Annotated in this window: 7 protein-coding genes, 2 tRNA genes, 3 rRNA genes and 4 pseudogenes; 9 read left to right on the top strand and 7 right to left on the bottom strand. The window is 52.9% G+C overall.

Annotation, left to right across the window (positions count from 1 at the left end):
• Nucleotides 1-3: 3 nt before the first annotated feature.
• Together gloB and mltD are read left to right on the top strand one after the other, a co-directional pair.
• Nucleotides 4-760 (top strand): annotated as a pseudogene (gene gloB / locus JNO11_RS03265) (hydroxyacylglutathione hydrolase).
• Between the two features lie 71 nt (nucleotides 761-831).
• Nucleotides 832-2,209, top strand: a pseudogene (gene mltD, locus JNO11_RS03260) (murein transglycosylase D).
• 109 nt (nucleotides 2,210-2,318) lie between these two features.
• On the opposite strand, the pseudogene JNO11_RS03255 reads toward mltD, so the two are convergent.
• Nucleotides 2,319-3,111 (bottom strand): annotated as a pseudogene (locus JNO11_RS03255) (endonuclease/exonuclease/phosphatase family protein).
• 262 nt (nucleotides 3,112-3,373) lie between these two features.
• Here JNO11_RS03255 and yafC point away from each other — a divergent pair.
• Nucleotides 3,374-4,276 carry a DNA-binding transcriptional regulator YafC gene (yafC, locus tag JNO11_RS03250; RefSeq protein ID WP_022625197.1) on the top strand — a complete coding sequence of 301 codons (903 nt, stop codon included), beginning with the start codon at nucleotides 3,374-3,376 and terminating at the stop codon, nucleotides 4,274-4,276.
• Entirely contained in the window at nucleotides 4,242-4,484 is a 243-nt protein-coding gene (locus JNO11_RS03245) for a hypothetical protein (RefSeq protein ID WP_144266843.1), read from the top strand. The genes yafC and JNO11_RS03245 overlap by 35 nt, the downstream gene beginning before the upstream one ends.
• Before the next feature lies 1 nt (nucleotide 4,485).
• Here JNO11_RS03245 and JNO11_RS03240 read toward each other — a convergent pair.
• From JNO11_RS03240 to gmhB, 6 genes are all read right to left on the bottom strand, one after another.
• Nucleotides 4,486-4,562: transfer RNA gene (locus JNO11_RS03240), tRNA-Asp, on the bottom strand.
• An 87-nt stretch (nucleotides 4,563-4,649) separates the two neighbouring features.
• Nucleotides 4,650-4,765: ribosomal RNA gene (gene rrf, locus JNO11_RS03235) — 5S ribosomal RNA — on the bottom strand.
• A 91-nt stretch (nucleotides 4,766-4,856) separates the two neighbouring features.
• Nucleotides 4,857-7,774: ribosomal RNA gene (locus JNO11_RS03230) — 23S ribosomal RNA — on the bottom strand.
• A 230-nt stretch (nucleotides 7,775-8,004) separates the two neighbouring features.
• Nucleotides 8,005-8,079 (bottom strand) — tRNA-Glu (locus JNO11_RS03225).
• Nucleotides 8,080-8,167: 88 nt separating this feature from the next.
• Nucleotides 8,168-9,713 (bottom strand): 16S ribosomal RNA (locus JNO11_RS03220).
• The 16S, 23S and 5S rRNA genes sit together here with 2 tRNA genes alongside, the layout of an rRNA operon.
• Nucleotides 9,714-10,118: 405 nt before the next feature.
• On the bottom strand, nucleotides 10,119-10,679 hold the full coding sequence (gmhB, locus tag JNO11_RS03215; RefSeq protein WP_010254191.1) for a D-glycero-beta-D-manno-heptose 1,7-bisphosphate 7-phosphatase: 561 nt from the start codon (nucleotides 10,677-10,679) through the stop codon (nucleotides 10,119-10,121).
• 189 nt (nucleotides 10,680-10,868) lie between these two features.
• Here gmhB and metN point away from each other — a divergent pair, with 189 nt between their 5' ends.
• The 5 genes and pseudogenes from metN to tsaA all read left to right on the top strand — a co-directional run bounded on the left by metN (nucleotide 10,869) and on the right by tsaA (nucleotide 14,625).
• Nucleotides 10,869-11,900 (top strand): methionine ABC transporter ATP-binding protein MetN, encoded by a 1,032-nt coding sequence (gene metN / locus JNO11_RS03210; protein WP_010254188.1) that lies wholly within the window; start codon nucleotides 10,869-10,871, stop codon nucleotides 11,898-11,900.
• The gene (locus JNO11_RS03205) at nucleotides 11,893-12,546 is read left to right on the top strand and encodes a methionine ABC transporter permease MetI (RefSeq protein WP_003852613.1); all 654 of its coding nucleotides are present in this window, start codon (nucleotides 11,893-11,895) and stop codon (nucleotides 12,544-12,546) included. The genes metN and JNO11_RS03205 overlap by 8 nt, the downstream gene beginning before the upstream one ends.
• Nucleotides 12,547-12,580: 34 nt before the next feature.
• Nucleotides 12,581-13,397: pseudogene (locus JNO11_RS03200) on the top strand (MetQ/NlpA family lipoprotein).
• 128 nt (nucleotides 13,398-13,525) lie between these two features.
• A complete protein-coding gene (gene rcsF, locus JNO11_RS03195) occupies nucleotides 13,526-13,924 on the top strand; it encodes an Rcs stress response system protein RcsF (protein WP_010254182.1) in 399 nt (132 codons plus the stop codon).
• A complete protein-coding gene (gene tsaA, locus JNO11_RS03190; RefSeq protein WP_010254180.1) occupies nucleotides 13,921-14,625 on the top strand; it encodes a tRNA (N6-threonylcarbamoyladenosine(37)-N6)-methyltransferase TrmO in 705 nt (234 codons plus the stop codon). The genes rcsF and tsaA overlap by 4 nt, the downstream gene beginning before the upstream one ends.
• The last annotated feature ends 15 nt before the right edge of the window (nucleotides 14,626-14,640 follow it).

The raw sequence follows: 14,640 nt of genomic DNA, 5'->3' as shown, positions 1-14,640 counted from the left end.
ATGATGAATCTTACCAGTATTCCTGCGTTGCAGGACAACTACATCTGGACGCTGACTGATGATGAGGGTAAATGCCTGATTGTCGATCCCGGCGAAGCCCAACCGGTGTTAGAAAAAATGGCCTCCAACGGCTGGCAGCCGGTCGCTATTCTGCTGACTCACCACCATAACGACCACACGGGCGGAGTGAAAACACTGTGCGAGCATTTCCCTCAACTTGAGGTCTATGGTCCCCAGGAAACTGCGGCTAAAGGGGCCAGAACGATAGTCAACGAAGGCGATAAGGTCACGGTACTGGGCCTGACGTTTGAGGTGATCCACACCCCTGGTCACACTTTAGGACATATCTCATATTACAGCTCACCTTATCTTTTCTGTGGTGACACACTCTTTTCGGGCGGCTGCGGGCGCCTTTTTTGAGGGCACGGCAGAGCAGATGTATGATTCCTTTCAAAAGCTTAACCAGCTTCCAGGTGAAACATTAGTCTGCTGCGCACATGAATATACTTTATCCAATCTGAAGTTTGCTGCGGCTATTCTGCCCCATGACCCACAAATAACGGCCGAATATCAGAAAATTAAGGACTTACGCGCTGAAAATGGCATTAGTTTGCCCACAAAACTGGCGCACGAACGGACAATAAATTTATTTCTTCGCACGCAAGACGTTGATTTACAAAGGGCATTAAACGTTAACGTTACTGATGAACCCGTATGGCGTTCATTTGCCGTTCTACGCGAGAAGAAAGACGCTTTTTGATTTTTCGGGTTGTGTTGTGAAAAGGCGTCACGTATAGTTGCTCGTCTTTTAAGCGAACTATTGACACACACATGAAGGCTAAAGCGATCTTACTCGCCTCAGTCTTGCTGGTAGGATGTCAGGCGTCCAGGAACGATGCCAATATCCCGGTACAGCATGCACAGAGTCTGTCTTCAGCTGGTCAAGGTGAAAATGGAAAGTACGGAGACGAGTTTTTGTCGCCGCGATGGCAGGAAGATGGAACTGGCCTCGCAGCAGACGCAGATCTCTGGAGTTTCATTAGTGACGAGTTGAAGATGGGGATTCCGGAAAACCCGGCAATCCGCGAACAAAAAAAGTAAATTTTTAAAAAATAAGAGCTATCTCCACGATGTAACATTACGGGCAGAGCCGTACATGTACTGGATAGTCGAGCAGATACAGAAACGTAAAATGCCGATGGAACTGGTACTGCTACCCATAGTGGAGAGCGCTTTTGACCCCCGGGCAACTTCATCCGCCAATGCCGCTGGTATCTGGCAGATTGTTGCTGCAACAGGTCGAAACTATGGTTTGAAACAGAACCAGTATTACGATGGGCGACGCGATGTGGTCGCATCCACGAAAGTTGCGCTGGATATGATGCAGCGTCTTAACACCATGTTTGACGGCGACTGGTTATTAACCATCGCAGCGTACAACAGTGGTGAAGGACGTGTACTCAAAGCGATAAAGCAGAACAAGGCGCGCGGTAAGCCGACTGACTTCTGGCATTTATCGCTGCCACGCGAAACGACCGTGTATGTGCCTAAAATGTTAGCTCTGAGTGAACTGCTCAAAAATAACAAGCGTTACGGTATCAAACTGCCGACACCTAATGAAAGTCGTGCTCTGGCGCGAGTGGAAGTGGGTCAGCAGATACAACTGACGCAGGCTGCCGAAATGGCGGGTATGTCGCTCACGAAACTGAAGAGCTTCAATACCGGTTATAAAGGCGGTGCAACAGCGCCAAACGGCCCACACTATATTATGGTGCCGAAGTCGAACGTCGCGAAACTGCGTAACTCACTGGCTTCCGGTGACATCGCAGCGGTACAGCCTACTCAGCTTGCGAAAGCCAGTGCGAGTGGCGGGTACAAAGTGCGACGGGGTGATACGCTCTCTGGTATCGCCTCAAAACTTGGCGTTAGCGTCTCGACACTGAAGCAGGATAACAACCTGCGCGGTGCTGATATCCGACCGGGTCAGACTCTGACCATTGGTTCGAATGGCACCCGACTGGCTGATAACGGCAACAGCATCACCTATCGTGTTCGTAAGGGTGATTCTCTTGACAGTATTGCCCGTCATCACGGCGTTAACATCAAAGACGTGATGCGCTGGAACAGTGTGCTGGACAGTGCGAAAGATATTCAACCCGGCGATAACTTAACGCTGTTTGTGAATAATAACGCAACACCTGATACCTGATACGTTGAAAAGGCTGACATTTGTCAGCCTTTTTCTTTTATTCATCCGCCACCGTTTACTCATCTGCCGGACTTCCCTCCCCTTCTGCAGGCTCGCTTAATGCACCGGACTAGCTTCCTGAACTGAACTCCACCAGTAAGGGGTTATGGTCGGACGCGCGCGTCACCAGTACGGATGCCTCACTCACCCTGAGATCGCGATAGAAGACGAAATCCAGCGGGCGACCAAAGGCTTTACGGCGGTGATCGGCAGTGAACATGACCTCTTCCAGCTTCATTCGCTGTGCAAAACGGTAGAGTGCATTGATACGCTGACGGCTCCAGGCATTGAAATCCCCGGCCATAATCACCGGCCCCTGGTGATGCATGATCTGCTCCCCGATTGGCCCCAGCTGTTTACTGTAGACGTCGACGCCCAGGCTGAAATTTACCGCATGGATGTTCACGACCATCAGCATTTCCCCCCGTGGGCAGCGGATACGCCGTGACCAGTGCCGATTTTGACAGCCTCAGCAGAGGCTCACGCTCACGCAACGGGCAGCAATAGACCGGGTGCGCAGAGGCGAGCGTCATCACCCCAGAGGGATGCTGAGGCAGCACAAAGGCAGGTACCTGATCGGCAGCAAGATAATTACTGGTGGCAAATTCCACCAGTTCTGGTGTGGTCTGCGCTTCCTGCAGTAATACCAGGTGCGCATCTTTACCAAATCCTTCCAGTACCGACATCCAGTCTGCGCGTTGCTGCTTGAAGATGTTCCACACCAGAACTTTGAGGTTTGGGTGCGCGGGCAAGGGTGCGCCGGGTGGCAGTGCCTGACCGAGATGGAGCATCGCGCCAGGTGGAAAGATCTGTTCCACTGGTTGTCCTGCTACATATCGCATTGCATAAGTTTTTTTGCGCACTTTCCCGCCTGGCTGATGATTCAAAATACAGTTAACACCTGTCTGTTATAGGGATTTTAGACCGGGGTTTCAATGGATGCAGGTGAATGTCAGAATTCATCACCTTTTCCAGAATAAAGCAGCCCTTTTACGTTCGCTAAGCAAAACGAGGCAGATCAGGCGGTGACATCCCCGATGTCATCGTTAACGGCTCCTGTACTGGTTATAACAGCATTATCAGTCATAAACTGGCTTAATGGCCATGTGACTGCAGGGAGGAAGAATGAAGGCATCTTCTGATGAACTAAAAGTGTTTGTCAGCGTTGTAGAAAGTGGAAGTTTCAGTCGCGCTGCTGAACAACTGAAGATGGCTAACTCTGCCGTCAGCAGGACAGTTAAAAAGCTGGAGAGCAAGCTGGGTATTGCCCTGCTGACCCGCACAACACGGCAGCTGGCGCTTACTCAGGAGGGCGAACGCTATTTTCGCCATGTTCAACGTTTTTTGCAGGAGATGACCACGGCAGAAAGCGATTTGATCGAGAGTTTACAGGCGCCTAAAGGACTACTGCGCGTTGATGCCGCGACGCCGGTCATTCTGCATTTGCTGATGCCGATGATTAAACCCTTTCGTCTGCGCTATCCTGACGTGACTCTTTCTTTGATCTCCTCAGAAAGTTTTATCAATCTGATTGAGCGGAAAGTGGATATCGCCATTCGCGCCGGCAATCTCACCGACTCAACGCTGCGCGCCCGGCTGCTGTTCAGGAGCTTTCGCAAGATGGTTGCTTCACCCGCCTATCTCCGTGAGCATGGGACACCGCAAACGGTGGCTGAGCTGGATAACCACCACTGTCTCGGCTTTGATGATTCCCCACGACTCAATCGCTGGCCCGTCTCCCGTGAAAGCGGCGAACTCTATGATATTAGCTGGGCTATCTCCTCTAACAGCGGAGAGACGATTAAGCAGCTCTGTCTTACCGGTAATGGTATTGCCTGCCTGTCGGACTATATGATCGATCGTGAAGTTGCTGAGGGAAAACTGGTGGAAGTGTTGGCCGATCAGCGTCTGCCGGTCGAGATGCCCTTCCATGCTGTTTACTACAGTGATATTGGCGTAAGCCAGCGTGTGCGCGCTTTTATCGATTTTCTGAGTGAGTGGACAGCTGACCAGCCGTGGCGTACCTGAAGTCTACAGGGGCGGGCCTGATCGGGGTCTGCCCGCACACAATTGGGAAGGGTGGGATCGATTGCAGGATTATCGCTTCAGATTCAAAGATTTAGCGATCGTCAAAATGATCCGGGAGATTGAAGAGAATCAGCGCGGTGTATTTTTCCGTGGTGAATTTTCTGCAATGGAAAAAGCCCTGACCGTTAAGTCAGGGCTTTCCAATTAAGTGGCGGAACGGACGGGGCTCGAACCCGCGACCCCCTGCGTGACAGGCAGGTATTCTAACCAACTGAACTACCGCTCCACCGATTCTTTCACAGCTGTCAGCAACTGGCTGATGGCCGTCTGTTCCTGTTATTTTCCTTGTCAGGGGAAAAGGAACGAATTTGATGCCTGGCAGTTCCCTACTCTCGCATGGGGAGACCCCACACTACCATCGGCGCTACGGCGTTTCACTTCTGAGTTCGGCATGGGGTCAGGTGGGACCACCGCGCTAAAGCCGCCAGGCAAATTCTGTCTCCGCGCCGCCCGTAAGGCCGCGCAGATATATCCGGTACAGGCTGAAAATCGTGTCTCTCAAAAACGCCTCTGGCGTTGTAAGGTTAAGCCTCACGGGTCATTAGTACCGGTTAGCTCAACGCATCGCTGCGCTTACACACCCGGCCTATCAACGTCGTAGTCTTCAACGTCCCTTCAGGACTCTCAAGGAGTCAGGGAGAACTCATCTCGGGGCAAGTTTCGTGCTTAGATGCTTTCAGCACTTATCTTTTCCGCACTTAGCTACCGGGCAATGCCATTGGCATGACAACCCGAACACCAGTGGTGCGTTCACTCCGGTCCTCTCGTACTAGGAGCAACCCCCCCCTCAATTCTCCAGCGCCCACGGCAGATAGGGACCGAACTGTCTCACGACGTTCTAAACCCAGCTCGCGTACCACTTTAAACGGCGAACAGCCGTACCCTTGGGACCTACTTCAGCCCCAGGATGTGATGAGCCGACATCGAGGTGCCAAACACCGCCGTCGATATGAACTCTTGGGCGGTATCAGCCTGTTATCCCCGGAGTACCTTTTATCCGTTGAGCGATGGCCCTTCCATTCAGAACCACCGGATCACTATGACCTGCTTTCGCACCTGCTCGAGCCGTCACTCTCGCAGTCAAGCCAGCTTATGCCATTGCACTAACCTCACGATGTCCGACCGTGATTAGCTGACCTTCGTGCTCCTCCGTTACTCTTTAGGAGGAGACCGCCCCAGTCAAACTACCCACCAGACACTGTCCGCAGCCCGGATTACGGGCCTACGTTAGAACATCAAACATTAAAGGGTGGTATTTCAAGGTTGGCTCCACGCAGACTGGCGTCCGCGCTTCAAAGCCTCCCACCTATCCTACACATCAAGGCTCAATGTTCAGTGTCAAGCTGTAGTAAAGGTTCACGGGGTCTTTCCGTCTTGCCGCGGGTACACTGCATCTTCACAGCGAGTTCAATTTCACTGAGTCTCGGGTGGAGACAGCCTGGCCATCATTACGCCATTCGTGCAGGTCGGAACTTACCCGACAAGGAATTTCGCTACCTTAGGACCGTTATAGTTACGGCCGCCGTTTACCGGGGCTTCGATCAAGAGCTTCTCCTTACGGATAACCCCATCAATTAACCTTCCGGCACCGGGCAGGCGTCACACCGTATACGTCCACTTTCGTGTTTGCACAGTGCTGTGTTTTTAATAAACAGTTGCAGCCAGCTGGTATCTTCGACTGGCTTCGGCTCGGGGAGCAGGTCCCTCCACCTACGCGCCAGCGTGCCTTCTCCCGAAGTTACGGCACCATTTTGCCTAGTTCCTTCACCCGAGTTCTCTCAAGCGCCTTGGTATTCTCTACCTGACCACCTGTGTCGGTTTGGGGTACGATTCTGTGTTACCTGATGCTTAGAGGCTTTTCCTGGAAGCTGGGCATTTATCACTTCAGCACCGTAGTGCCTCGTCGTCACGCCTCAGCGTTAACAAGCGTCCGGATTTACCTGGACACTCCGCCTACACGCTTAAACCGGGACAACCGTCGCCCGGCTGATATAGCCTTCTCCGTCCCCCCCTTCGCAGTAACACCGAGTACAGGAATATTAACCTGTTTCCCATCGACTACGCCTTTCGGCCTCGCCTTAGGGGTCGACTCACCCTGCTCCGATTAACGTTGAACAGGAACCCTTGGTCTTCCGGCGAGCGGGCTTTTCACCCGCTTTATCGTTACTTATGTCAGCATTCGCACTTCTGATACCTCCAGCATGCCTCACAGCACACCTTCGACGGCTTACAGAACGCTCCCCTACCCAACAACGCCTAAGCGTCGCTGCCGCAGCTTCGGTGCATGGTTTAGCCCCGTTACATCTTCCGCGCAGGCCGACTCGACCAGTGAGCTATTACGCTTTCTTTAAATGATGGCTGCTTCTAAGCCAACATCCTGGCTGTCTGTGCCTTCCCACATCGTTTCCCACTTAACCATGACTTTGGGACCTTAGCTGGCGGTCTGGGTTGTTTCCCTCTTCACGACGGACGTTAGCACCCGCCGTGTGTCTCCCGTGATAACATTCTTCGGTATTCGCAGTTTGCATCGGGTTGGTAAGCCGGGATGGCCCCCCTAGCCGAAACAGTGCTCTACCCCCGAAGATGAGTTCACGAGGCGCTACCTAAATAGCTTTCGGGGAGAACCAGCTATCTCCCGGTTTGATTGGCCTTTCACCCCCAGCCACAGGTCATCCGCTAATTTTTCAACATTAGTCGGTTCGGTCCTCCAGTTAGTGTTACCCAACCTTCAACCTGCCCATGGCTAGATCACCGGGTTTCGGGTCTATACCCTGCAACTTAACGCCCAGTTAAGACTCGGTTTCCCTGCGGCTCCCCCTATACGGTTAACCTTGCTACAGAATATAAGTCGCTGACCCATTATACAAAAGGTACGCAGTCACCCCCCATAAAGAAGGCTCCCACTGCTTGTACGTACACGGTTTCAGGTTCTGTTTCACTCCCCTCGCCGGGGTTCTTTTCGCCTTTCCCTCACGGTACTGGTTCACTATCGGTCAGTCAGGAGTATTTAGCCTTGGAGGATGGTCCCCCCCATATTCAGACAGGATACCACGTGTCCCGCCTTACTCATCGAGCTCACAGCATGTGTGCTTTTGTGTACGGGAGTATCACCCTGTACCCTGCGACTTTCCAGACGCTTCCACTAACACACAAACTGATTCAGGCTCTGGGCTGCTCCCCGTTCGCTCGCCGCTACTGGGGGGAATCTCGGTTGATTTCTTTTCCTCGGGGTACTTAGATGTTTCAGTTCCCCCCGGTTCGCCTTGCAGCACTATGTATTCATGCTGCAATGATGCACAGAGTGCACCGGGTTTCCCCATTCGGACATCGACGGCTGTAGCGGTTCATATCACCTTACCGTCGCTTTACGCAGATTAGCACGTCCTTCATCGCCTCTGACTGCCTGGGCATCCACCGTGTACGCTTAGTCGCTTAACCTCACAACCCACAGGCGTTTTTCAACGCTGCGTGTTGCAAGCATTTGAGAGACTCGAACGCATCGCATTGTCATTCCTTATTACGGAGGAATGACGCGCTGCGTCGTTTCAATTTTCAGCTTGTTCCGGATTGTTAAAGAGCAAATATCTCAAACGCGGCCCGGCTGCTTACGCAACCAAATCGGTTTTGAGATACTGTATGGAGACACCTTTCACCTGTCACCAAGCAGGTGGCGTCCCCTAGGGGATTCGAACCCCTGTTGCCGCCGTGAAAGGGCGGAGTCCTAACCGCTAGACGAAGGGGACACAAAAGTGTCACGACTTCGCAGCCGTCCTGCTCATTACTTTTTATCAGACAATCTGTGTGGACACTGCGCGGGAAGGTATCTTCAGGTAAGGAGGTGATCCAACCGCAGGTTCCCCTACGGTTACCTTGTTACGACTTCACCCCAGTCATGAATCACAAAGTGGTAAGCGCCCTCCCGAAGGTTAAGCTACCTACTTCTTTTGCAACCCACTCCCATGGTGTGACGGGCGGTGTGTACAAGGCCCGGGAACGTATTCACCGTGGCATTCTGATCCACGATTACTAGCGATTCCGACTTCACGGAGTCGAGTTGCAGACTCCGATCCGGACTACGACGCACTTTGTGAGGTCCGCTTGCTCTCGCGAGGTCGCTTCTCTTTGTATGCGCCATTGTAGCACGTGTGTAGCCCTACTCGTAAGGGCCATGATGACTTGACGTCATCCCCACCTTCCTCCGGTTTATCACCGGCAGTCTCCTTTGAGTTCCCGACCGAATCGCTGGCAACAAAGGATAAGGGTTGCGCTCGTTGCGGGACTTAACCCAACATTTCACAACACGAGCTGACGACAGCCATGCAGCACCTGTCTCAGCGTTCCCGAAGGCACCAAAGCATCTCTGCTAAGTTCGCTGGATGTCAAGAGTAGGTAAGGTTCTTCGCGTTGCATCGAATTAAACCACATGCTCCACCGCTTGTGCGGGCCCCCGTCAATTCATTTGAGTTTTAACCTTGCGGCCGTACTCCCCAGGCGGTCGACTTAACGCGTTAGCTCCGGAAGCCACTCCTCAAGGGAACAACCTCCAAGTCGACATCGTTTACGGCGTGGACTACCAGGGTATCTAATCCTGTTTGCTCCCCACGCTTTCGCACCTGAGCGTCAGTCTTTGTCCAGGGGGGCCGCCTTCGCCACCGGTATTCCTCCAGATCTCTACGCATTTCACCGCTACACCTGGAATTCTACCCCCCCTCTACAAGACTCAAGCCTGCCAGTTTCAAATGCAGTTCCCAGGTTAAGCCCGGGGATTTCACATCTGACTTAACAGACCGCCTGCGTGCGCTTTACGCCCAGTAATTCCGATTAACGCTTGCACCCTCCGTATTACCGCGGCTGCTGGCACGGAGTTAGCCGGTGCTTCTTCTGCGGGTAACGTCAATCGACAGGGTTATTAACCCCGTCGCCTTCCTCCCCCGCTGAAAGTACTTTACAACCCGAAGGCCTTCTTCATACACGCGGCATGGCTGCATCAGGCTTGCGCCCATTGTGCAATATTCCCCACTGCTGCCTCCCGTAGGAGTCTGGACCGTGTCTCAGTTCCAGTGTGGCTGGTCATCCTCTCAGACCAGCTAGGGATCGTCGCCTAGGTGGGCCATTACCCCGCCTACTAGCTAATCCCATCTGGGTTCATCCGATAGTGAGAGGCCCGAAGGTCCCCCTCTTTGGTCTTGCGACGTTATGCGGTATTAGCCACCGTTTCCAGTGGTTATCCCCCCTCTATCGGGCAGATCCCCAGACATTACTCACCCGTCCGCCACTCGTCACCCAAGGAGCAAGCTCCTCTGTGCTACCGTCCGACTTGCATGTGTTAGGCCTGCCGCCAGCGTTCAATCTGAGCCATGATCAAACTCTTCAATTTAAGTTTGATTTGCTTAAACAAGTTAAGCGGTGCTCATCTGTAAAACGTCATAATGAATTTCATTATGTGTTCACTCGTGAGGCTTGATATTTTTTTACGTCCGGAGACGCTGATATCAATCCTGCGAGTGCCCACACAGATTGTCTGATAAATTGTTAAAGAGCAGTGCGAACAGTGCGTTAGCGTCCTGTCGCGAGGTGGCGTATATTACGCTTTCCTCCTGCAGAGTCAACCTCTTTCTCAGAAGTTTTTCTCCGGCGGCGCAGTCTCCTGTGCCTCCTGACCCGTTTTCCGTTTCCGGTTTGCCGTGTCAGTGGAGGCGCATTATAGGGAACGGCTCAGATAGCGCAAGTGCAAATTGAGACTTTTTTTCTGTTCGTCTGAAATTTGCACAAAAGCGCCGTTTTATCCCTTTTTAATGCGCGCCGGAAGCTCTGCCAGGCTATTAATCACCCAATCTGCTGCTGCTTCACCTTCAGCAGTGACCGGTTTGCCGCTGCGCACCAGTACTTTCTTGCCGACACCGGCAGCCTGCCCTGCCAGCATGTCTTCCAGCTTGTCACCCACCATATAAGAAGCGGCCATATCAATATTCAGTTCTTCCTGCGCCGTCAGCAGCATACCCGGCTGAGGCTTGCGGCAGTCACAGGCCTGACGGAACTCTGCTACTGTTGCTTCAGGATGGTGAGGACAGAAATAGATGCCATCAAGATCAACATCGCGATCGGCCAGCGACCAGTCCATCCATTCTGTCAGCCGCATAAAGGTATCTTCAGTAAACATACCGCGCGCGATGCCAGACTGATTGGTCACAACCACCAGCGCAAAACCCATTGCCTTCAGTTGTTGCAGCGCTTCAATCGTGCCGTCAATAAACTGGAAGTCATCGATCTCATGGACATAGCCATTGTCGACATTAAGGGTGCCATCACGATCAAGAAAAATAGCGGGGACTTTATTCGCCACGTAGAAACTCCTGCTGTAAAAATTGCCGATCAGTATCGCATGATTGCTATAAAAGGGAGAATGTCAGATTGAATCACTTCCATTGATTTAGACGTCTGGATGCCTTAACATCCATCCAGCTTTTATACCGAATAAAAGCGACGAGGCTTCCCACACCACGGACAACGCAACACGATAATAAATAACATAATGATTAAACTAGAAAATATCACCAAGGTGTTTCAGCAAGGCACGCGGTCTGTTCCGGCGTTAACGGATGTCAGCCTGCACGTGCCTGCCGGACAGATTTATGGCGTTATCGGTGCTTCCGGTGCCGGTAAAAGTACGTTGATTCGTTGCGTTAACCTGCTGGAGCGCCCTACTTCGGGCCGCGTACTGGTAGACGGTGCTGATTTAACCGCACTCAACGAACGTCAGTTAACCCAGGCGCGCCGCCAGATCGGCATGATCTTCCAGCACTTTAATCTGATGAACTCCCGTACCGTCGCGGGTAACGTCTCTCTTCCACTGGAACTCGGTAATCTCTCCCGCGCTCAGATCACGGCTCGCGTAACTGAACTGCTGGAACTGGTGGGATTATCAGATAAGCATGATGCCTGGCCTGCGAATCTCTCGGGCGGTCAGAAGCAGCGTGTCGCGATTGCCCGCGCCCTGGCCAGCAATCCCAAGGTTCTGTTGTGTGATGAAGCTACCAGTGCACTGGATCCCGCGACGACCCGCTCTATTCTGGAATTGCTTAAAGACATTAACCGCCGGCTTGGGCTGACGATTCTGCTGATCACCCATGAAATGGATGTAGTGAAACGCATCTGCGATCAGGTTGCGGTCATCAGTCACGGTGAACTGATTGAGAAAGATAGCGTCAGTGAGGTCTTCTCTCATCCTAAGACACCGCTGGCGCAGCAGTTTATTCAGTCTACGCTGCATCTGGATATTCCGGATGATTACCAGCAGCGCCTTTCTGCGACCGCCGCTGAAGGCACCGTGCCCCTGCTGCGACTGGAATTCACCGGTAAATCGGTTGATGCGCCGCTGCTGTCTGAAGCCGCGCGCCGTTACAACGTGAATAACAACATTATCAGTGCCCAGATGGATTACGCCGGTGGCGTGAAGTTCGGCATTATGCTGGCCGAAATGCACGGCACAGAAAGCGATACCCGCGAGGCGATAGCCTGGCTGAAGGAGAATCATGTGAAAGTAGAGGTGTTAGGTTATGTCTGAAGCGATGATGTGGTTGCTGGGACGGGGCGTGTGGGAAACGCTGATGATGACCTTCGTCTCGGGCTTTTTCGGTTTTGTGCTGGGTCTGCCGGTCGGCGTTTTACTCTATGTCACCCGTCCGGGCCAGATTCTGCAGAATCAGGGACTTTATCGCGTGCTCTCCGCGCTGGTGAATATCTTCCGCTCCATTCCTTTCATTATCTTACTGGTCTGGATGATTCCTTTTACTCGCGTAATCGTCGGCACCTCAATCGGACTGCAGGCGGCCATCGTGCCATTGACCGTTGGCGCGGCGCCGTTTATCGCACGTATGGTTGAAAATGCCTTGCTGGAACTGCCTACCGGACTGATTGAAGCATCACGTGCCATGGGCGCCACGCCAATGCAGATCATCCGTAAGGTTCTGCTGCCGGAAGCGATGCCTGGCCTGGTGAATGCTGCGACCATCACCCTGATTACCCTGGTTGGTTACTCCGCCATGGGTGGCGCGGTGGGTGCCGGTGGTCTGGGCCAGATCGGTTATCAGTATGGTTATATCGGATATAACGCCACTGTGATGAATACGGTATTGGTGTTGTTAGTGGTTTTGGTGTATCTCATTCAATTCTGTGGCGACCGCATCGTGCATGCGGTGTCCCATAAATAAGCCAGCAATATCACATTATTAAGAAGGAAAGGATATGTCTTTCAGATTCAAGAAAATTGCCGCTGTGGGTGCACTGATTGGCGCGATTGCGCTGGCAGGATGCGATCAAAAAAGAGAAAGACCCTAACCACATCAAAGTGGGCGTGATTGTCGGTGCTGAGCAGCAGGTTGCTGAAGCAGCGCAGAAAGTTGCCAAAGAGAAATATGGTCTGGACGTTGAGCTGGTCACCTTCAACGATTACGTACTGCCGAATGAAGCGCTGAGCAAAGGCGATATCGACGTCAACGCCTTCCAGCACAAACCGTATCTGGATCAGCAGATCAAAGATCGTGGCTACAAGCTGGTTTCAGTGGGTAACTCCTTCGTCTACCCAATTGCGGGCTATTCGAAAAAGATTAAGTCACTGGATGAGCTGCAGGATGGCGCTCAGGTTGCTATTCCAAACGACCCGACCAACCTGGGCCGTACGCTGCTGCTGCTGCAGAAAGTGGGTCTGATCAAGCTGAAAGATGGCGTGGGCCTGCTGCCAACCTCACTGGATATCACTGAAAACCCTAAGCATCTGAAAATTGTTGAGCTGGAAGCGCCGCAGCTGCCACGCTCACTGGACGATCAGCAGATCGCGCTGGCGGTTATCAACACCACCTACGCCAGCCAGATTGGCCTGACGCCAGCCAAAGATGGCATTTTCGTCGAAGATAAAGATTCACCGTACGTGAACCTGATTGTGGCGCGCGAAGATAATAAAGATGCGGAAAACGTGAAGAAATTTGTCAAGGCTTACCAGTCTGACGAAGTCTACGATGCCGCTAACAAAGTCTTTAACGGCGGCGCGGTTAAAGGCTGGTAATTCAGCTGTTCATCTCCTTAAGGGCGGCGCTATGCCGCCCTTTCTGTTATTGGGTGCCCTGCCCGACTTGTTATTTATTCTTGTCCTTGTTTCAATAACGCCACTTTTTGAAACCTGAGGATGTTGCCATGCGTTTTTTACCGCTCTGCTTGTTAGCATTGATGCTGACAGGGTGTGTTCATGAGTATCACCCGATAAGCAGCGCACCGTCCCGGCCGCAGCAATCCAGTGAACCCACCCGCAAGCCTGTGTCACGACCGGCACCGGTTAAGCTCTATACCGATGCCGCCGATCTGGTCAGCAAGCCGTTCCGCGATCTGGGTGAAGTCTCCGCTGAAGATTGCCAGATGAGTAATCAGAACTCCCCAGCCAACATCGCTACTGCACGTAAACGCCTGCAGATCAAAGCGTCACAGATGAAAGCCAATGCGGTGCTGCTGCATCAGTGTGAAATCGTCACCGGCACGCCAGGCTGCTATCGTCAGGCGGTGTGTCAGGGTTCGGCACTGAAAGTCAGCAATCAATGAGTGAATTCGCCTTTGCGCAAATTGGGGTAATCCGCTCACCGTGGAAGGAGAAGTTTGCCGTGCCGCGCCAGCCAGGGCTGGTGCAGGATGGCGGCGGCGAACTGCACCTGCAGCCACCTTACAATCAGCCAGAAGCGGTGCGTGGACTGGAAGCGTTCAGCCACCTCTGGCTGCTGTTTGTCTTCCATCAGACGATGGAGGGCGGCTGGCGTCCCACGGTTCGCCCTCCCCGGCTGGGCGGCAATGCGCGCATGGGTGTATTTGCGACACGTTCAACGTTCCGTCCCAATCCCATTGGCATGTCGCTGGTTGAGCTAAAAGGTATCAGGATTGAAAAACAGCAGGTGATCCTGCAGCTTGGCAGTCTGGATTTGGTCGATGGCACCCCGGTGGTGGATATCAAACCTTATCTGCCCTTTGCCGAAGCATTGCCCCATGCCCAGGCGGGTTTTGCTCAGGCGGCACCTGCGGCTGATATGCCGGTTCGCTTCTCCGCGCTGGCACAACAGCAGCTTCACCAGCAGTCGCGCTACCCCAATCTGGCTCGCTTTATCAGTGAAGTGCTGGCACAGGATCCCCGTCCCGCTTACCGTCAGGGCGAGACACAGGCGCGGGAATATGCGGCCTGGCTGATGGATTTTAATGTACGCTGGCGCATTGACGATGCCGGTACTGAAGTGATCGCCATCGACCCGCGTTAAAACCCGCTTTTGAGC

The organism is Pantoea sp. 1B4 (assembly GCF_016925765.1).
Taxonomy (GTDB): domain Bacteria; phylum Pseudomonadota; class Gammaproteobacteria; order Enterobacterales; family Enterobacteriaceae; genus Pantoea; species Pantoea agglomerans.
This window is presented reverse-complemented; position numbering and strand designations above follow the sequence as displayed.

What these genes read in the sequence shown, in the direction of transcription:
- yafC (WP_022625197.1), top strand. Translation starts at nt 3,374, where the DNA reads ATGAAGGCATCTTCTGATGAACTAAAAGTGTTTGTCAGCGTTGTAGAA.
- rcsF (WP_010254182.1), top strand. Translation starts at nt 13,526, where the DNA reads ATGCGTTTTTTACCGCTCTGCTTGTTAGCATTGATGCTGACAGGGTGT.
- tsaA (WP_010254180.1), top strand. Translation starts at nt 13,921, where the DNA reads ATGAGTGAATTCGCCTTTGCGCAAATTGGGGTAATCCGCTCACCGTGG.
- metN (WP_010254188.1), top strand. Translation starts at nt 10,869, where the DNA reads ATGATTAAACTAGAAAATATCACCAAGGTGTTTCAGCAAGGCACGCGG.
- JNO11_RS03205 (WP_003852613.1), top strand. Translation starts at nt 11,893, where the DNA reads ATGTCTGAAGCGATGATGTGGTTGCTGGGACGGGGCGTGTGGGAAACG.